Origin of the sequence: Sphingobium sp. SYK-6 (assembly GCF_000283515.1) — a bacterium.
Lineage (GTDB): Bacteria > Pseudomonadota > Alphaproteobacteria > Sphingomonadales > Sphingomonadaceae > Sphingobium > Sphingobium lignivorans.
Window position 1 is genome coordinate 276,597 of sequence record NC_015976.1, and the last position, 16,521, is coordinate 293,117.

The following is a 16,521-nucleotide window of genomic DNA, read 5'->3' on the forward strand; positions in this document are numbered from 1 at the left end:
CGGGGATCACCGGGCGGCCCTTTCCTGTTTCATCCGTGGGGCAGTGAGCGCCCCGGCGCGTTCTCAGGCGCTACCCCAGACTTCCTCGGCCACTTCGACCACCAGCTCCATCTTCGCCTTCTGCTGCTCGACCTCGATGTCGTTGCCATGCACCGTCGATGCGAAACCGCACTGGGGCGACAGAGCGAGCTGGTCGAGCGGCGCGAACTTCGCGGCTTCCTCGATACGCCGCTTGATCTCGTCCTTGGTCTCCAGCTCGCCGAGCTTGGTGGTAACGAGGCCCAGCACCACGATCTTGCCCTTGGGCAGAAAACGCAGCGGCGCGAAATCGCCTGAACGGGCGTCATCATATTCGAGCAGGAAGCTGTCGATCGCCAGTTCGTTGAACATGATCTCGGCGACCGGCTCATAGCCGCCCTCGGCCGCCCAGCTCGAGCGGAAATTGCCCCGGCACAGATGCACGGCGGTGAACATGTCGTCCGGCGCCGTCGCGATCGCATCGTTGATCATCTTGGCATAATGGCGCGGCAGATCATCGGGATCGAGGCCCCGCTTGCGGGCATTCTCGCGCTGCGTGTCGTCGCACAGATAAGCGAGGTTGGTGTCATCGAGCTGCAGATAGCGGCAGCCGGCATCGGCGAGATCGGCGACTTCCTCCTGATAAGCGGCCGCGACGTCGGCGAAGAACTCGGTCATGTCGGGATAGGCCGCCTCGCTGATCCCTTCGCGCCCGGCGCGGAAATGGAGCATCGTGGGGGAGGGGATCGTGACCTTCGGCGTCTCGCGCGTGACACTCGCCAGGAACTCATAGTCCGCGCGCTGGATCGGCTTGGCATGGCCGATCTTCCCGGTCACCACCATCTTGGGCGGGGCGAAATGCACGTCCTTGCCGATGGCATTGTGGAACGCCACTTCCATGCCGCCCTGCTCCTCGATGCCGGCGAGCTGGAGCAGGAAATCGGTGTGGAAGAACTTGCGGCGATACTCGCCGTCCGTGATGGCCTTGAGGCCGACGCTTTCCTGAAAGGCGACCACGCCACGGATCGCTTCGTCCTCGACCGCGCGCAGCGCCGCCGCGTCGATCTTGCCCTGGGCGAAGTCGTCCCGGGCGTCGAGCAACGCCTTGGGGCGCAGGAAGCTGCCGACATGATCGGCGCGAAACGGTGGTCTGGACGGCATGATCTTCTCCTTCGGGCGCGGCGCGGGGCGACCCGTCCGCTCAATCTGCAACAACATCATATAAAGCATTCTTTATATATAGGAAGCTTTATGTCGCAAAAGGCCGCCAATTCCATCGTTCGCGGAACACGGCCCGGAGGGCGCGAGCCGCCAACCTGCACCCCGCAGGAATGCGCGCGTTGTCTCTGGCGATGAAAATTCGGCTCCGGTCGGCCTCGAGCCGTCTGGAATTCAGGTGCCCAGAAGATGCAGGGCGATCTCGCGATGGTGCGGCCTGCGGCGATGCTCCACGAGGTAGATGCCCTGCCAGGTGCCGAGCGCAAGCGCGCCGCCGATCAGCGGGATCGAGAGCGTCACACCCGTCACCATGGCCCGGATATGCGCGGGCATGTCGTCCGGCCCCTCATCGTCATGGGCGTAGGGATGATCTTCCGGTGCGGCCCGGTCCAGCCAGTCGAGCAGGTCGCGGCGGACGGCCGGCGCGGCATTCTCCTGGATGGTCAACGAAGCGGAGGTATGCCGGCAGAGCAGCGTCAGCAGCCCTTCGTTCATGCCTTGCCCCGTCACCCATGAAGTAATCTCGTCCGTGACTTCGACCAGCGCGCGGCCGGGCGTGCGCACGCGGATGATGCGGCTTGCCTGCCGCAGCTCAGCCATGCGGGGAACGGCGGCTCAGGCGCATCCCTCGACCCACTGGACCTGTTCCCAGTTGCCGAAACGGTAGCTCTGCACGGTCTTGCCGTCCGTCTCCACGATCAGGCCGCGCGGCGCGCCTGCCTCATGCACCACCAGATAATGACCTTCCGGCCCGGTATAGGGATGCGGCTGGACCACGGCGCGGCCGCCGAGCCGCCGCAGCGCCTCGGCTTCGCTCTGGCCGACGCGGAGGCCGCCCAGGGTCGGATGTGCAGGCGTCGCGACATCGATCCGCGTCACGACCGGCCCGTCGAGCATGAGGAACACGTCCGGCAGGGACGTGATGCGCGCATAGGAGCAGGTCGAGCCGGGCAGCGGTTCGTCGGTCCGGATCGCCACGCCCGCGCTGCGCAGATCGGCCGCACGCGCGCCGATGCGCACGGGGCCGAGCCGGTCGAAGGGCGCGCTGTCCTCATCGGGCGCTGCCTCGGACGCGTCTTCCTCGGAAACAATGACGGTGTCGACGTCATTGGCCGCGGCGAGATTGGCTTCATCCTCGCGCGTCGGCCCGCCGCAAGCGGCAAGGGCGGCGAGCATCAGCAGCGGCCAGGTGCGTGTCATCCACATTGGGCCCTGTGTAGCAGCTTCTGGTCGGCGAGTACCAGTGCCACCATGGCCTCGACAACCGGCACGCCGCGAATGCCGACGCAAGGGTCGTGCCGGCCCTTCGTCCTGATCTCGGTCGCCTCGCCCTCGCGCGTGACGGTTTCGACGGGGATCAGGATGGAACTGGTCGGCTTGAAGGCCACACGCAGGCGGATCGGCTGGCCCGTGGCGATGCCGCCCGCGATTCCGCCGGCATGGTTGGCCAGGAAGATGGGCGTATGGCCATTGCCGGGCCGCATGGGATCGGCATTCTGCTCGCCGCGCAGGCGGGCGGCAGCGAAGCCATCGCCGATCTCGACGCCCTTGACGGCATTGATGCCCATGCAGGCCGCCGCTAGCTCGCTGTCCAGCTTGGCATAGAGCGGCGCGCCCCAGCCGGCCGGCACGCCGGTCGCGACGCACTCGACCACCGCGCCGAGCGAGGAGCCGTCCTTGCGCGCCGCGTCCACCAGCGCTTCCCAGCGGGCGGCTGCCTTGGCATCCGGGCAGAAGAAGGGATTGTTGCCGATCTCGGTGGGATTGAAGTTCGCCGGATCGATCGCATCGCCGCCAATCTCGCTCACATAGCCGGTGATCTGCACCTGCGGGATGACCAGCCGCGCCACCGCGCCCGCCGCGACCCGGCTCGCCGTCTCCCGCGCGGAGGAGCGTCCGCCGCCGCGATAGTCCCGGAAGCCATATTTGGCGTCATAGGCATAGTCGGCATGGCCAGGCCGGTAAGCCTGCGCGACTTCGGAATAATCCTTCGAGCGCTGGTCGACATTCTCGATCATCAGGCTGATGGGCGTGCCCGTCGTCAACCCCTCGAACACGCCCGAGAGGATCCGTACCTGATCGGGCTCCTGCCGCTGCGTGGTGAAGCGGGAGGTGCCCGGCCGGCGCTTGTCCAGCCAGGGCTGGATGTCGCTTTCCGAAAGCGCGATGCCGGGCGGACAGCCATCCACCACGGCGCCGATCGCCGGGCCGTGGCTCTCGCCCCATGTGGTGAAGCGGAAGCTCCGCCCGAAGGTGTTGAAGCTCATGCGCGCGTCAGCTGAGCGCGATGTCTGGCGCGTCCTCGGCTTTCATCCCGATGACATTATAGCCCGCGTCGACATGGTGGATCTCGCCGGTCACGCCCGAGGCCAGATCGGACAGCAGGTAGAGGCCGGCGCCGCCCACATCCTCGATGGTGACGTTGCGCCGCAGGGGCGAGTTCAGCTCGTTCCACTTCATGATGTAGCGGAAATCGCCGATGCCGGAGGCGGCGAGCGTCTTGATCGGCCCGGCGGAAACGGCATTCACCCGGATATTCTCCGGCCCCAGGTCCATCGCGAGATATTTGACGCTCGTCTCGAGCGCCGCCTTGGCAACACCCATGACGTTGTAATGCGGGATGACCTTCTCGGCGCCGTAATAAGTCAGCGTCAGGATGGATCCGCCATTCGCCATCATCGGCACCGCGCGCTTGGTCACCGCGACGAAGCTGTAGGCCGAGACGTTCATGGTCAGGAGGAAATTCTCCAGGCTGGTGTCGACATATCGGCCGCGCAGCTCGTTCTTGTCCGAGAAGCCGATGGCGTGGACCAGGAAATCGATCGTCGGCCAGCGCTCGGCAAGCTGTGCGAAGCAGGTGTCGATCGACGCCATGTCCGCAACGTCACAGGAGAGGAGGAAATCGGATCCCAGCTCCTCCGCGAGCGGGCGCACGCGCCGCTCCAGCGCCTCGCCCAGATAGGAAAAGGCAAGCTCCGCCCCCTGGGCATGCAGCGCCTTCGCGATGCCCCAGGCCAGCGACTTGTCGTTGGCGAGGCCCATGATGAGCCCCCGTTTGCCTGCCATCAGGCCTGTCATGCAGTCGGCTCCTCCGTCTCTTCCGCTGGCTCTTCTTCCTCGTCATCCTCGGGGAAATCGGCCAGCGCCGCATTGAGTTCGGCGCCAATTACCACGCCGAGCCCGATGATGAAGAAAAAAATGAGGGCCAGCATCGCGCCCGCCAGACCGCCATAAGTGAGGCTGTAGCTGGAGATGCGGGAAAGGAAGATAGGCAGGAGCAGCGACGTGCCATACCACCACAGGGCCGTGAAGGCAGCGCCGGGCCATTTCGGGAACGGGCCGGTGCGATAGCGCCCCGGCGTCAGCGCGACGAACAGGAAATAGAGCGCCAGGAACAGGAAGGCGGTCGGCACCAGTCGGTAGGCGGTGATGAGGCCGAACGCCTTGTCCGCCACCGGGAAGAATTTCTCGATCACGGTCTCGACCGCGGCGAGCAGCACTTGCAGCGACAGCGCCACCAGCGCGCCCAGAACGCTGAGAATGATGAGCCCCATCGCGCGCAGGCGGTAATGCCAGAAGGGCTGCTTGGAGCGCGTGCCATAAGCGCGGCGCAAGATATCCCGGATCGTCTCGATGAGGCTGCCGACGGTCCACAGGCCGACCAGCGCGCCGATCCACAAGAGATTGCCCGTCCGCGCGCTCAGAACGTCCGTGATGGCGGGGCGCAGCACGTCCGCCACATTGGGGGGAACGGTGAGCAGGAAGCCGTTCACCGTGGCGATCCCCGCCTGTGTCCGCCCCAGCAACTGCGCAATGGCGGCGGCGAGGATGAAGAAGGGAAACACTGCGACGAGAGTCAGATAGGCAAGATTGCCCGCGTGAATGAACCCGTCCGTATAGACGCCCACCGCCACCCGCTTCAGCACCGTGATCGCGCGGGCGCCCACCCGGCTCCGCCGGATGCCGGCATGCAGGCGCGCACCGCGCTCGCGCAGCCGTCGGCGCCGGGCTTCCGGCGATTCGGGAGACAGGCCAAGCATGGATCAGATCTCCGGGCGGGATGATGTCATGCGTCCAGCCGATCCTTTACATCGCGAGCCCAGCGCCACGGCACGGGCCCGTGCTTTCGCAGGATTGCGCGCCGCTTTCAACGCCGCCGGCCCGGCAATCGGCCGATCACACGCCCAGATGGGCCCGCAGCGGCCGGCTGTCCGACCAGTCCTCGGCAAAGGTCTTCAGTGCCGGATCGTGCGCCGGGAGATCGATCAACAGAGTCACGAGCTGGTCTCCGCGCCCGCCCTGCTTGTGCGTGAAGCCCTTGCCCTTGAGGCGCAGCGTCTGGCCCGAGCGCGCGCCGGCCGGTACGGCGAGCATGACAGGCCCGTCCACCGTCGGCACCTTCACCCGCGCGCCGTTCACGGCCTCGTTGAGGCTGATCGGCAGGTCGAGCCGGACATTGTCGCCCTCCTTTTCGAAGAAGGGATGCGGCGCCACCTCGATGGTGACGATGGCGTCGCCTGCGCCGGCAGCCCCCGGCTGGCCCTTGCCGGAGAGCTTCATCTGCGTGCCGCTCTCCACGCCGGCGGGCAGCTTGAGGTCGATCGTCTTGCCGTCAGCGAGCGTGATGCGCTGCGGCGCAAGCGTCGCGGCGTCCACGAAGGGAACCGAGAGGCGATAGCTCATATTGGCGCCGCGCTGGGGCGGCGCGCTCCGCCCCCCGAACCCGCCGAAGGGGCCGCCGCTGCGACGCCCGCCGCCACCGAACAATCCCTCGAAGATGTCGCCGAAGTCGGCACCGCCCGCCCCGAACTCGAATTCCGCGCCGGGGCCGCCGCCGCGCGAGTAGGCCGAGTAGCCCTGGCCGCCGCCATTGCCGAACCCGAAAGGATGAGTGGGATTGCCGTCGGCATCGATCTCGCCACGGTCAAACTGCGCGCGCTTGTCCTTGTCGGACAGCAGATCATAAGCGCGCGTGACCTCAGCGAATTTCTCCGCGGCCTTGGGATTGTCCTGATTCCGGTCGGGATGAAGCTCCTTCGCGAGCTTGCGATAGGCGGACTTGATCGCTTTCTCGTCCGCGCTCCGCGAAACACCCAGTAGGGAATATGGATCAGCCATTTCGTTCAATCACCCGTTCGCCCCGGCGCGCATGCGCCACCTGCATTCATCTGGCAACTGCAGGGGCCCGCCGCAAGTGGGTGACGGGGCGGTACTGACGCTGAATCTAGCGGCGAGCGAGGGTTTCGCCGCTCTTCCCGGGAAAGCCATCGAACAATGCGTCGGCCAGCCGCGTGGCGATGGCTTGGTCCGTCCAGCGGGAATCGCCTTCGCGCGTGGCCATCTCGGCCCTGCCTTCCCAGAGCGCCTTGCCGGTCGCGCGGTCAAGGACGCGGGCTTCCAGCCGGGTGGAGACGAGCGCCTTGCGCGGCTTGGTGAGATCGACCCCCACGGCCATACCGACCATCGAGCCATAGTTCGAAACGCCCACCGCCATCTCGCCACTCACCGGCTTGCGCTTCTGCTCCTCGGGCACGAGCACGTCGCGCACGATGCGGATCTCGGCGATCTGCCCGCCTTCGGGGCTGGCTTTCATCGTGTCATAGCCGGCCTTCACGAGCTGGTCTATGACGGCGGCTTCGTAGACCGCGGGCTCACCGGCCCTGGCTTCCCCGCCCGTGGTCGCGGTGACCGCGATGGGGCCGTGACCCAGCGCATCGCCGGCGTCTTCCGCGACGAAGCGCGCGGCGTCCACCTTGCCCTCGCGTTCATCCTGCCCGCGAGCAAGGCGCGGCGAACGCCAGTCGTCAGCGCCCGCGCGAGCGCGGCCCAGTCCGGGCGTGCCCCAGCCGGGCTGCGCGGAAGCCGGCATCGCACAAGCCAGAGCAGCGATCAGCAGCGGAAGCGAGAGAACAGGGCTGGTAGACATGGTTCCTCCTTGAAGCACCCCATGATGCCACCCGTGCGCAGGCCTAGCCGCCACGGCCTTGCGGGCAGGTGAACAACCCCGCGCCGTCGCTCGACAGTCCGCCCGGCCCGGCGTAGGAAGCGGCCATGATCAATCCCGCCGACACCACCTCCGCCGCGCCGACCACGCTCGCCGCCGATCCCTTCATGCTGTTCGACACATGGTTCGGGGAAGCGCAGGCCAGCGAGCCGGGCGATGCGAATGCCATGACGCTGGCGACCGCGGATGCGCGCGGCCGCCCTTCGGCGCGCATGGTGCTGCTCAAGGACCATGGGCCGGACGGCTTCACTTTCTACACCAATCTGGAAAGCCGCAAGGCGGACGACCTGATCGCCAATCCCCATGCCGCATTGCTGTTCCACTGGAAGTCATTGCGCCGCCAGATTCGCATCGAAGGGCCGGTCACCCGCGTCGACGACGCCACGGCCGACGCCTATTTCGCGAGCCGGCCCCGCGATTCGCAGATCGGCGCCTGGGCATCGGACCAGTCCCGCCCGCTCGATGCGCGCAGCACCTTCGAGCAGCGCATCGCCGAGGCCGAAGCGCGCTTCGCGGGCGGCGCGGTGCCGCGCCCGCCGCACTGGTCGGGCTTCCGGCTCGTGCCCGAGACGATGGAATTCTGGCTGGACCGCATGTTCCGGCTGCATGAGCGCAGCCGCTACGAAGCGGACGGCGCCGGGGGCTGGCGGGCTGGATATCTCTTTCCGTGACGGCCGAACACCGCCTCGCTGCCAGAGGCGCGCTCAATCGCAAGGCGGCGATCGCCAGTGTCGGCGTCGCGCTCATTCTCGGCACGCTCAAAATCTATGCGGTGCTGCGCACGGGCTCGATCGCCATGCTCGGCTCGCTGGCGGATACCGGCCTTGATCTGATCGCCAGCATCGTCACCCTCGTCGCGGTGCAGATCGCGGCCCGGCCCGCCGACGAGGATCATCGCTTCGGCCATGGCAAGGCGGAGGCGCTGGCCGCCTTGTTCCAGGTGTCGCTCATCAGCGTCGCAGCGGTCGGCATCGTGGTGCGCTCCATCGAGCGGTTCGGAAGCGGCGGCACGCCGGTGGACATCGAATATGGCGTCGGCGTCTCGCTTATCGCCATTCTCCTCACCATCGCGCTCGTCGGCTATCAAGCGCATATCATCCGCTCGACCGGCTCGATCGCCATCGCATCGGACAGTCTTCACTATCGCAGCGACCTCGCGCTCAATGGCTCCGTCATCCTGGCGCTGGTGCTGGAAAGCCTGCTGCAGGTCAGGGGCGCCGACGCCCTGTTCGGCGTGGCCATCGGCCTGTGGCTTGCCTGGAACGCGATGCGCACCGCCACGCGCGCCATCGATCAGCTGATGGACAAGGAATGGCCGGACGACAGGCGGGCGCGTTTCCTCGCCATCGCTACCGACCATCCCGAAGTGCGTGACGTGCATGATCTGCGCACCCGCACCAGCGGCTCGCGCGACTTCGCGCAGTTCCATGTGCGCGTGGATCCCGCCATGACCATCGCTCACGGGCACCGGCTGATGGATGCGCTCGAGGACCGCCTGCACCGCGATTTTCCCGACGTCGAAATGCTGATCCACCTCGACCCCGTGAACGAAATGGAGCCCCCGACACGCGCCAAGGAGCCGCCAAAGCCATGACATCCCTTCCCTTCACGCAGGTCGATGCCTTTGCCGACGCACCGTTCACCGGCAATCCGGCCGCCGTGATGCCGCTCGATCGCTGGCTCGACGACAAGGTGCTGCAAGCGATCGCGCAGGAAAACAATCTCGCTGAGACAGCGTTCACGGTGAAGCTGCCCGCGGACGCCGGGGCGGACTATGAGCTGCGCTGGTTCACGCCCTCCGTCGAGGTGGTGCTCTGCGGCCACGCGACGCTCGCCAGCGGTCATGTGCTGATGCCGGACGATGTCGACATGCTGCGCTTCCGCACCCGCCGCGCCGGTGATCTGGCGGTGCGACGGGACAGCGATGGCTATGCGCTCGATCTGCCCGCCTGGCCGACACAAGCGGCGGAGCGGCCGGACATCGCGGCCCTTCTGGGACCTGTCGCCCCGGTCGAGACGCGCTGGCGGGAAGGCGGCTACCTGCTATTCCTTTACCCCGACGAAGACAGCATCCGCGCGCTGCGACCCGATTTCCCCGCTCTGGCGCGCCATGGCGATGTCCTCACCATCGCGACCGCGCCGGGCATCGCCACCGATGTCGTGAGCCGCGTGTTTGCGCCCGGTGCGGGCATCGACGAGGACCCGGTGACCGGCTCGGCCCATGCCCTGCTGACCGCTTATTGGGCGCCACGGTTGGGGCGGGATCGCTTCACTGCCTTTCAGGCGAGCGCGCGGGGTGGCCATATCGGCTGTTGCCTGTCCGGCGATCGTGCCATCCTCACCGGTCGCTGCCGCACCGTCATCGAAGGACGGTTCATCCTTTAATCGGCGGGCGCTCAGTCCGGGAAGCGCCGGACAAGCCGCGCGAGCGCATCGCGAAGCGCATCCATGTCGTCCTCGCGCGTGATGCCGAGCCGCACGATGGTCAGCCTCTGACCGGGCGAGACCAGCAGATACTGGCCGCGATTGCCGACGCCGGCCACCAGCCGCTCCGTGGCCTGGCCGGGGAACAGCACGGCCTGCTCTCCGGCCCGGTTGAGCCAGATATGGCCGCCATAGGCCGCGTTCGCGGGCGAGGGCGCGAGCATGAAGTCGAACCACCGGTCCGCGATGAGCTGCCGCCCGTCCAGATGTCCCCGATGCCGGATGAATTCGCCGATGCGCGCATAGTCGCGCGCGGTCATGTGCATCATCACCGAGCCGTCCAGCGTCCCGCTCTCGTCATATTCGGGCGTGAAGCCGGTGAGGCCCAGCGGCCCGGAGAAGCGCGCCGCGAGGAAGCGGGCCATCGCGTCCCGCCGCGCCCGCGGGTCGCGAGTCGCGCCGGCGAGCTGGTCGGTCATGATGCCGGTCAGGATCATGCTGGTCGCGCTGCTGTAATTGAACGTCCGGCCATCCGGATCCACCAGCGGCTTGGCGGCGGCGAAGGCGGCCTGATCCGCTGCCCCCTCGCCGACCAGCATGTCGAGCGGATCGGAATGCCGCGCGGGCGTCCACAGCTCGCGGTTCAGCAGGCCGGAGCGCATCTGCAGCAGCATCCGCAGCGTGATGGCGGCCCGGGGATCACCTGCTTGCCGCCAGGCGGGCACGGGCGCCGGATCGTCCAGTGCCAACCTGCCATCCGATACCATGATGCCCGCGATCAGCCCGGTCACTGTCTTGGCGATGGACCAGGAGAGGAACCTGCTGTCCGGCCCGAAGCCCTCCGCGTAGCGTTCTGCGATGATCTCCCCGTCGCGCATCACGATCAGCGCGCGTGTCTCGCCCACGGACTTGCCGGACGCGGCATCGAACAGCGGATCGATCGCTTCGCGCAGCGCCGCCGCCGAGACGCCGGGGCTGTCCGCGAGCACGGCATAGCGCCGTGCCGGCACGTCCTGCGAGGCGCTGGCACCGGCAAGCAACAGGCTGGCGCCGAGAAGAGCGCTCCAGCGGCAAAGCATTTTGATCTTCATCACCCGGCGCCCTATCACGCCTCGCGATGAAAGGGGACAACCGCATCGCGAATCGCGCCGCGCGCTATCTGGTCTGGGTGCCGGCCGCTCTGGTCGCCTTCTATGTCGCGATAAGCTGGTCGGGATGGCGGCATCAGGCGGCGCAGGCCGCCGGCCTTGGCGCGCGCATGACCTGCTCCTGCCGTTATGTGGAGGGGCGGGGCCTCGAAAGCTGTCAGCAGGATCTGGCCGGCATGCCGTGGATGGCGCTGGTGCGCTATGGCGACGATCCGGCCGCGCGACGTGTCACGGCTTCCATTCCGATGATGGCGGAACGCTCGGCCGGGCTGCGCGAGGGCTTCGGCTGCCTGCCGGACAAACCCTGACCGGACAAAGACCCGGGATCAGATCGATGGATGCCGTCTTCGTCCCGGTCAGTGGCGGCCGCGCATCATGCCGATCACATGGACGATCCCCACGATCACCAGTCCCGCCAGGAAACCGAATACCGCAGAGAGCAGCGCATTGATCGTCCAGAGGACCACGCTCGCGTGGCTCACGGCTGCCGCCATGTCATGCACCGCATGCGGCAGGGCGGCGAGCGGCGTTCCTTCCAGTCCATGCAGGATGATCCCGCCGCCGACCCAGAGCATGGCCGCCATGCCGACCGTTTCCAGTGTTCCGAGGATGGTGGGCATCAGCTTGACCAGCCCCCGGCCGAACCGCCGGACTGCTGCGGGCTGGCGGCGAGCCAGGTGCAGGCCGATGTCGTCCAGCTTCACGATCAGCGCGACGACGCCGTAGACGCCGACCGTCACCACCAGGCCCACGGCGGCAAGCACCAGCGCCTGCATGGCCAGGGGCTCTCCCGCCACCTCGGCGAGCGAAATGGCCATGATTTCGCCGGACAGGATGAGGTCGGTGCGAATCGCGCCGGATACCTTGGCCTGCTCGAGATGCGCCGGATCGCCCGTTTCCGGTGCTTCCTCGGTTCCGTGATGCCCGCCCAGCAGCTCGACGACCTTCTCCGCGCCCTCGAAGCAGAGGAACGCACCGCCGAGCATCAGCAGCGGCGTGATCGCAGCGGGCAGGAAAGCGCTGAGCAGCAGGGCGGCGGGCAGCAGCAGCAGCAGCTTGTTGCGCAGCGAGCCCAGCGCGATCCGCCAGATCATCGGCAATTCGCGCTCGGGCGAGAAGCCAGTGACATAAGTGGGCGTCACGGCGGCATCGTCCACCACCACGCCTGCTGCCTTCATGCTGGTCTTGCCCGCTGCGGCGGAAACGTCGTCGAGCGAGGCAGCGGCCAGCCGGGCGATCGCGGCAACATCGTCAAGCAGAGCGGCAAGGCCGGAAGCCATGGGCAGACATCCTCATATGGTCGATCCGGCAACCCTCCTGCCCCAGCGCGCGGAGCGTGGAAAGCGGGATCAATGCGCGTCCGGCAATGTCCAGTCGATTTTGCCGCGGCCGTGCGCTTCCAGGAACGCATTGGCCTGCGAGAAGTGGCGGCAACCGAAGAAGCCGTTATGCGCCGACAGCGGCGAAGGGTGCGGCGCGCGCAGCACGAGGTGACGGCCGCCGCGCGCCACGTCCTCCACGAAACCGGCCTTCTTCTGGGCATGAGCGCCCCAGAGCAGGAAAGCGACGGGCTTTTCCAGCGCCGCCACCCGCGCGATGACCGCGTCGGTGAAGCGCTCCCAGCCCCGCCCCGCATGCGCGCCCGCCCGGCCCATCTCGACGGTGAGGACGCTGTTGAGCAGCAGCACGCCCTGCCGCGCCCAGTGGTCGAGATGACCATGGCCCGGCGGCGTGAAGCCGATATCCGCGCGCAGTTCCTTGAAAATGTTGACGAGGCTCGGCGGCGGCCGGACCCCGGGGCGGACGGAAAAGCACAGGCCATGCGCCTGCCCCGGGCCGTGATAGGGGTCCTGCCCGAGGATGACGGCCCGCACCTTATCCAGCGGCGTCAGCGCGAGGGCATTGAACCAGTCCTGTCCGCGCGGGAAGATCTGGGCGCCGGCCTGCTTGCGTTCCAGCAGGAAGCGCTTGAGGTCCGCCATGTAAGGCGCGGCGAATTCATTACCGAGCGCGGCGCGCCAGCTCTCATCGAGGGACGCAGGCACGGCGGGGGGATCGACAGGCGCGTTCATGCGCGATGCCTATCGCTGCCGCGCGCCGCTGCCAAGTGCGCGGCTGATGCCGGCCATGACCGAGAGGCCTGCAGGGACCTCAGCCGATCTGGTTCCAGGCGTCGGCGATGTCCCCGATGAAGCCGCGCGCCGCTTCCATCGGCACGGCGTCATTGGTCGTCGTGGCTTCCAGCACACGGCGGCGCACTTCGCGATAGACCACCGCGAGGTTCGTGGCGATCTCGCCGCCGCGCTCGAAATCGAGGCTGGTCTCCAGCGCGTGGAGAATGGCGAGGGCGCGGGTCTGGCGGTCGAGGCATTTGGCGCGGTCGCCGGCCCGCAGTGCGAGAGCCGAGGTATCGAGCGCCAGGATCAGTTCGTCGAACAGCACCTTCACAAGCTGGTGGGGGCTCGCACCCTCCACGCGGCTGCCGGTATCCACGGCCGCATATTGCCGCAGCGCCCGCATCGGTTGCTGACTCATGAACATGATTGCTTTCCCCGTTTTCTGGATGATGAAAAGTCGTTGCGGCCTCTGGCGGATCAGTCGTTGCTGCTGTTCCAGGCCTTGATCTGCTGGTCGAGATAGCTCTGCGTGGCCTGCAGCTTCAGCAGCCGCGTCTGCATGTTGCCGTAGGTCTTGGTCAGCTGATCGGAATAGGTCCCGCGCTGCTCATCGAGCTTGTCGAGATCCTTCTGCAGGCTTGCCTTGAGCTTGTCATAGGTGGTCGTGGAGCTGGTGAGCGGGCCATCCGGTCCGTTCAGATAGTCCGTCACGTCCTTGAGCGCCCCCGCGATGCCGGGATTGGAGGCGCTCGGCACCGTCGGATTAAGCATCTGGGTGACGGCCGCCGGATCGGCCTGGATCGCGGCTTCGAGCTTGGCGGTGTCCAGCGACAGCGTGCCGTCGCGCTCGGTGCGCACGCCGAGATCGCTCAGGGTGCGATAGGGGCCGCTGTCCGCCAGCTGCGTGCCGACCATCGCTCCGAGACGGCGCGACATCTCGCGGACGCCGGGGTCGGCCGTCAACAGCCCGGTCGTCCCTGCGGTGATGGCGGTGGCGCTGTTCAGGGCGCGCTTCAGTTCATTGTAGGCCGACACATATTCCTGGACGAGATCGTTCATCGTCGCGGTCGGCTGATCGGTCGCGAGGGTGACGCTGGTCCCCGGCGCGGCCTTGTTGAGGTTGATCCGCACGAAGGGGATCGCGGTGGTGACTTCGTTGCTCTCGAACGCCATCTCGACATTGTCGAGGCGAATGAGGGCATTGCCCGCCGTCTGATTGCGCGTCATGCCGCCCGCCGCGCCATCCCAAGTGAAGCGCTGGAGGTCGGCATCCGCGTCCGCGCCGGCAGTGAGCGTGAAGGCCTTGCTCTCGCCCGTGGCGCCCTTGAGGACGAGGCGAGCGCCGTTCTGGTCGGTCATGACGGAGGCAGTGACGCCCGCGCCCGAGTCATTGATCGCGGTGGCGAGGTCGGCGAGCGTATTGGCGCCGCTTGCCAGCGTGATGGTCTTGCTCTCGGCCCCCACGGTCAGTGTCAGGCTGCCGGTGCCCGCGACGGCACTGGAGGCCGTGAGCGTCGATGACTGCAGCACCTGCGCTGTCGCCAGCTGAAGCACTTCGAGCTGGGCGGGCAGGCCGGCAGGCACGCCGCCCTGCATCAGGCCCACGGAAGCGACCGTTGGGTCGCTGGATGCGGGTTGTCCCCGATAGCCGCTCGTCTTGAGCAGCTCGGTCAACGCGGTGGAAAAGGTTCCAAGCGCGCTCTTGGCCGAAGCAAGCGCGGAAATCCGGGCATCATTCGTGCTGACGCGCTCGTTGACCACGCTCGCCCGGGGCCCGAAGGTCGCATTGGTGAGATCGGCGACGAGCTGAGCGGTGTTGATGCCGGAACCAATACCGAGCGTGCCTGCGATGTCGATTGCCATGAGCAGCGGTCCTTTCAAGCACCAGAACGGCTGCGCGGCGACAAGCTTTAGAATATTTGCGGACAGGCCCCTGCGGCCCGCGGGCGCGGCTCAGTGCGCGGCGGCTTCCACCATGATGGGCGTGGCATGCGCCTGCGCCGCCCGGGCCTGGGCCGCCCGCTCGGCCACGGACTGGGCGACCTGCGCGACGAATGCGACAAGGGCCGGATCGGTCGGCGGCAAGGGCAGCATGATGACCGGGCTGGGCATCATTGCCAGGATCTGGCGCTCCGCCACGCCGGCGGTTTCGATGGTCTTGCTGCCGGCCGGGTCGATGCGGGCCAGCACGTCGGCGATGTCAGCCTGCAGCCGCGCATAATCCGCCACTGCCGAAGACCGGCTGCTGACGGTCGGCGCATAACTGGCCTCGCTCTCGTTCTCATCATGCGCTGACCGGGGAGGGACCGGAGCCGGGACGGCGGAGGAACCCCTTTCGGCGGTGCTGACGATCCGAGCCACGGGCCCCGTGCGGGACAATAATTCGCTCATGACACATGCCTTGTGATGTGTCCCCGTCAACAAAGGACGGACGAGTTGCGCTAAGCCTTAATTCACGATGTTTCGACCGTCCGCATCGAAACGCATCGCGTCCGGCAGGTCGATGTGCGGGCGATCCATTTCGCCAGCCATGCGATTCTCGATGCGGAACACAAAGGCGAGCACCATGGCGACGGCCATGAACAGGCGTTCGTCGATCTGCTGGCCGGCGCGCGAGGTGAAGTAGATGGCGCGCGTCAGCTCGGGATATTGCAGCATGGGCCGTCCCTTTTCCGCCGCCAGCGCGCGCATGGCCGCCGCCATGTCGTCCACGCCGCGCGCCAGCACGACGGGCGCGGCATCGCGGCCGGGATGATAGCGCAGCGCCACCGCAAAATGGGTGGGATTGGTGAGAATCACCGATGCTTCCTCGACGGCCTTGCGCATCGATCCGTTGAGCACTTCATATTGCCGACGCCGCAGCTGCCCTTTCACTTCCGGCGAGCCCTCGGTTTCCTTGTGCTCGTCGCGGATTTCCTGCTTGGTCATGTTCAGGCGGCGGGTGCGCTGGAGGATCTGCGCGGGCACGTCGATGCCGGCAATGAGGAAGAGTGACGCTGCGAGGGCCAGCGCAACGAGCATGAAGATAGACCCCATCTCGCTGATCGCGCGTTCGATCCCGGCCTTGCTCAGGCCCTGGATCACGTCCATCCGCTCCCAGAGGAGATAGGCGCCGATCGAACCGATCAGCAGGATCTTGGCGAGCGACTTGACCAGTTCGATCAGTCCCTGGATGCCGAAGATGCGCTTGAGGCCATTGACCGGATTGAGCTTGTCCGGCTTGGGCTGGAAGGCCTGGGGCCGGAAACCGAGCGAGCCGAGCAGGGCCGGCGCGGCGATCGCGGCAATGAAGGTCGCCAGCAGCACGCCTGCCAGCGGCAGGGCGATGACGGCCAGAAGGTGCAGCGCGCGCTGCTCCGGCGCGAAGGACGAGACGTCCCCGCTGTCGAAGCGCAGGCCGTCCGCCAGCATCTGGCCCACCGCGCCGATCAGCGTCGGCCCGGTCGCCGCGAGCCAGGCGACGCCGGCCATCACCACCATGGCGGTGGAAAGCTCGCGGGACTGGAGGATGTCTCCCTTCTTGGCGGCGTCGGCAAGACGCTTGGGAGTCGGTTTCTCCGTCTTTTCGCCGCCGGGCGCCTCCCCTGCCATG

19 protein-coding genes are annotated in these 16,521 nt (G+C 67.2%); 4 read left to right on the top strand and 15 right to left on the bottom strand.

Translation table 11 applies throughout. The features are described from left to right. Nucleotides 1-63: 63 nt before the first annotated feature. The 8 genes from SLG_RS01290 to SLG_RS01325 form a co-directional block, all read right to left on the bottom strand. Nucleotides 64-1,179, bottom strand: coding sequence for a 5-methyltetrahydropteroyltriglutamate--homocysteine S-methyltransferase (locus SLG_RS01290; RefSeq protein WP_014074589.1), 1,116 nt, complete (start codon nt 1,177-1,179; stop codon nt 64-66). Nucleotides 1,180-1,410: 231 nt separating this feature from the next. Then, on the bottom strand, nt 1,411-1,836 hold the full coding sequence (locus tag SLG_RS01295) for a secondary thiamine-phosphate synthase enzyme YjbQ (protein WP_014074590.1): 426 nt from the start codon (nt 1,834-1,836) through the stop codon (nt 1,411-1,413). Between the two features lie 15 nt (nt 1,837-1,851). Further along, complete coding sequence (locus tag SLG_RS20150; protein WP_051003665.1) at nt 1,852-2,436, bottom strand: hypothetical protein; 585 nt, start codon at nt 2,434-2,436, stop codon at nt 1,852-1,854. Continuing rightward, the gene (gene aroC / locus SLG_RS01305; RefSeq protein WP_014074592.1) at nt 2,433-3,503 is read right to left on the bottom strand and encodes a chorismate synthase; all 1,071 of its coding nucleotides are present in this window, start codon (nt 3,501-3,503) and stop codon (nt 2,433-2,435) included. Before aroC ends, SLG_RS20150 begins: the two co-directional genes overlap by 4 nt. Before the next feature lie 7 nt (nt 3,504-3,510). Then, nucleotides 3,511-4,314 carry an enoyl-ACP reductase FabI gene (gene fabI, locus SLG_RS01310; RefSeq protein ID WP_014074593.1) on the bottom strand — a complete coding sequence of 268 codons (804 nt, stop codon included), beginning with the start codon at nt 4,312-4,314 and terminating at the stop codon, nt 3,511-3,513. Next, nucleotides 4,311-5,276, bottom strand: a complete 966-nt coding sequence (locus SLG_RS01315) for a YihY/virulence factor BrkB family protein (RefSeq protein ID WP_014074594.1) — start codon at nt 5,274-5,276, stop codon at nt 4,311-4,313. The genes fabI and SLG_RS01315 overlap by 4 nt, the downstream gene beginning before the upstream one ends. A gap of 136 nt (nt 5,277-5,412) precedes the next feature. Beyond that, nucleotides 5,413-6,354 (bottom strand): DnaJ C-terminal domain-containing protein, encoded by a 942-nt coding sequence (locus SLG_RS01320; RefSeq protein ID WP_014074595.1) that lies wholly within the window; start codon nt 6,352-6,354, stop codon nt 5,413-5,415. Nucleotides 6,355-6,460: 106 nt separating this feature from the next. Beyond that, nucleotides 6,461-7,162: a DUF4136 domain-containing protein gene (locus SLG_RS01325; RefSeq protein ID WP_014074596.1), complete on the bottom strand. Its 702-nt coding sequence runs from the start codon at nt 7,160-7,162 to the stop codon at nt 6,461-6,463. A gap of 125 nt (nt 7,163-7,287) precedes the next feature. On the opposite strand from SLG_RS01325, the gene pdxH reads away from it, so the two are divergent. The 3 genes from pdxH to SLG_RS01340 are packed head-to-tail and all read left to right on the top strand — an operon-like array spanning nt 7,288 to nt 9,625. Continuing rightward, nucleotides 7,288-7,911, top strand: a complete 624-nt coding sequence (pdxH, locus tag SLG_RS01330) for a pyridoxamine 5'-phosphate oxidase (protein ID WP_014074597.1) — start codon at nt 7,288-7,290, stop codon at nt 7,909-7,911. Further along, nucleotides 7,908-8,834: a cation diffusion facilitator family transporter gene (locus SLG_RS01335; RefSeq protein ID WP_014074598.1), complete on the top strand. Its 927-nt coding sequence runs from the start codon at nt 7,908-7,910 to the stop codon at nt 8,832-8,834. Before pdxH ends, SLG_RS01335 begins: the two co-directional genes overlap by 4 nt. Next, entirely contained in the window at nt 8,831-9,625 is a 795-nt protein-coding gene (locus SLG_RS01340; protein ID WP_014074599.1) for a PhzF family phenazine biosynthesis protein, read from the top strand. The genes SLG_RS01335 and SLG_RS01340 overlap by 4 nt, the downstream gene beginning before the upstream one ends. 11 nt (nt 9,626-9,636) lie before the next feature. On the opposite strand, the gene SLG_RS01345 is transcribed toward SLG_RS01340, so the two are convergent. Beyond that, nucleotides 9,637-10,755, bottom strand: coding sequence for a serine hydrolase domain-containing protein (locus SLG_RS01345; RefSeq protein WP_014074600.1), 1,119 nt, complete (start codon nt 10,753-10,755; stop codon nt 9,637-9,639). Between the two features lie 26 nt (nt 10,756-10,781). On the opposite strand from SLG_RS01345, the gene SLG_RS01350 reads away from it, so the two are divergent. Beyond that, on the top strand, nt 10,782-11,120 hold the full coding sequence (locus SLG_RS01350; protein ID WP_014074601.1) for a hypothetical protein: 339 nt from the start codon (nt 10,782-10,784) through the stop codon (nt 11,118-11,120). A gap of 48 nt (nt 11,121-11,168) precedes the next feature. On the opposite strand, the gene SLG_RS01355 is transcribed toward SLG_RS01350, so the two are convergent. The 6 genes from SLG_RS01355 to SLG_RS01380 form a co-directional block, all read right to left on the bottom strand. Further along, complete coding sequence (locus SLG_RS01355; RefSeq protein ID WP_014074602.1) at nt 11,169-12,092, bottom strand: DUF808 domain-containing protein; 924 nt, start codon at nt 12,090-12,092, stop codon at nt 11,169-11,171. A 69-nt stretch (nt 12,093-12,161) separates the two neighbouring features. Then, nucleotides 12,162-12,884 (bottom strand): uracil-DNA glycosylase, encoded by a 723-nt coding sequence (gene ung, locus SLG_RS01360; protein WP_014074603.1) that lies wholly within the window; start codon nt 12,882-12,884, stop codon nt 12,162-12,164. A 79-nt stretch (nt 12,885-12,963) separates the two neighbouring features. After that, nucleotides 12,964-13,353, bottom strand: coding sequence for a flagellar export chaperone FliS (fliS, locus tag SLG_RS01365; RefSeq protein ID WP_014074604.1), 390 nt, complete (start codon nt 13,351-13,353; stop codon nt 12,964-12,966). 53 nt (nt 13,354-13,406) lie between these two features. Further along, nucleotides 13,407-14,792 carry a flagellar filament capping protein FliD gene (gene fliD, locus SLG_RS01370; protein WP_014074605.1) on the bottom strand — a complete coding sequence of 462 codons (1,386 nt, stop codon included), beginning with the start codon at nt 14,790-14,792 and terminating at the stop codon, nt 13,407-13,409. Between the two features lie 90 nt (nt 14,793-14,882). Further along, on the bottom strand, nt 14,883-15,320 hold the full coding sequence (locus tag SLG_RS01375; RefSeq protein WP_014074606.1) for a hypothetical protein: 438 nt from the start codon (nt 15,318-15,320) through the stop codon (nt 14,883-14,885). 57 nt (nt 15,321-15,377) lie between these two features. Continuing rightward, on the bottom strand, nt 15,378-16,520 hold the full coding sequence (locus SLG_RS01380; protein ID WP_014074607.1) for an EscU/YscU/HrcU family type III secretion system export apparatus switch protein: 1,143 nt from the start codon (nt 16,518-16,520) through the stop codon (nt 15,378-15,380). Between the last annotated feature and the right edge of the window lies 1 nt (nt 16,521).

What these genes read in the sequence shown, in the direction of transcription:
- SLG_RS01290 (WP_014074589.1), bottom strand. Translation starts at nt 1,179, where the DNA reads ATGCCGTCCAGACCACCGTTTCGCGCCGATCATGTCGGCAGCTTCCTG.
- SLG_RS01295 (WP_014074590.1), bottom strand. Translation starts at nt 1,836, where the DNA reads ATGGCTGAGCTGCGGCAGGCAAGCCGCATCATCCGCGTGCGCACGCCC.
- SLG_RS20150 (WP_051003665.1), bottom strand. Translation starts at nt 2,436, where the DNA reads ATGACACGCACCTGGCCGCTGCTGATGCTCGCCGCCCTTGCCGCTTGC.
- aroC (WP_014074592.1), bottom strand. Translation starts at nt 3,503, where the DNA reads ATGAGCTTCAACACCTTCGGGCGGAGCTTCCGCTTCACCACATGGGGC.
- fabI (WP_014074593.1), bottom strand. Translation starts at nt 4,314, where the DNA reads ATGACAGGCCTGATGGCAGGCAAACGGGGGCTCATCATGGGCCTCGCC.
- SLG_RS01315 (WP_014074594.1), bottom strand. Translation starts at nt 5,276, where the DNA reads ATGCTTGGCCTGTCTCCCGAATCGCCGGAAGCCCGGCGCCGACGGCTG.
- SLG_RS01320 (WP_014074595.1), bottom strand. Translation starts at nt 6,354, where the DNA reads ATGGCTGATCCATATTCCCTACTGGGTGTTTCGCGGAGCGCGGACGAG.
- SLG_RS01325 (WP_014074596.1), bottom strand. Translation starts at nt 7,162, where the DNA reads ATGTCTACCAGCCCTGTTCTCTCGCTTCCGCTGCTGATCGCTGCTCTG.
- pdxH (WP_014074597.1), top strand. Translation starts at nt 7,288, where the DNA reads ATGATCAATCCCGCCGACACCACCTCCGCCGCGCCGACCACGCTCGCC.
- SLG_RS01340 (WP_014074599.1), top strand. Translation starts at nt 8,831, where the DNA reads ATGACATCCCTTCCCTTCACGCAGGTCGATGCCTTTGCCGACGCACCG.
- SLG_RS01345 (WP_014074600.1), bottom strand. Translation starts at nt 10,755, where the DNA reads ATGAAGATCAAAATGCTTTGCCGCTGGAGCGCTCTTCTCGGCGCCAGC.
- SLG_RS01350 (WP_014074601.1), top strand. Translation starts at nt 10,782, where the DNA reads ATGAAAGGGGACAACCGCATCGCGAATCGCGCCGCGCGCTATCTGGTC.
- SLG_RS01355 (WP_014074602.1), bottom strand. Translation starts at nt 12,092, where the DNA reads ATGGCTTCCGGCCTTGCCGCTCTGCTTGACGATGTTGCCGCGATCGCC.
- ung (WP_014074603.1), bottom strand. Translation starts at nt 12,884, where the DNA reads ATGAACGCGCCTGTCGATCCCCCCGCCGTGCCTGCGTCCCTCGATGAG.
- fliS (WP_014074604.1), bottom strand. Translation starts at nt 13,353, where the DNA reads ATGTTCATGAGTCAGCAACCGATGCGGGCGCTGCGGCAATATGCGGCC.
- fliD (WP_014074605.1), bottom strand. Translation starts at nt 14,792, where the DNA reads ATGGCAATCGACATCGCAGGCACGCTCGGTATTGGTTCCGGCATCAAC.
- SLG_RS01375 (WP_014074606.1), bottom strand. Translation starts at nt 15,320, where the DNA reads ATGAGCGAATTATTGTCCCGCACGGGGCCCGTGGCTCGGATCGTCAGC.
- SLG_RS01380 (WP_014074607.1), bottom strand. Translation starts at nt 16,520, where the DNA reads ATGGCAGGGGAGGCGCCCGGCGGCGAAAAGACGGAGAAACCGACTCCC.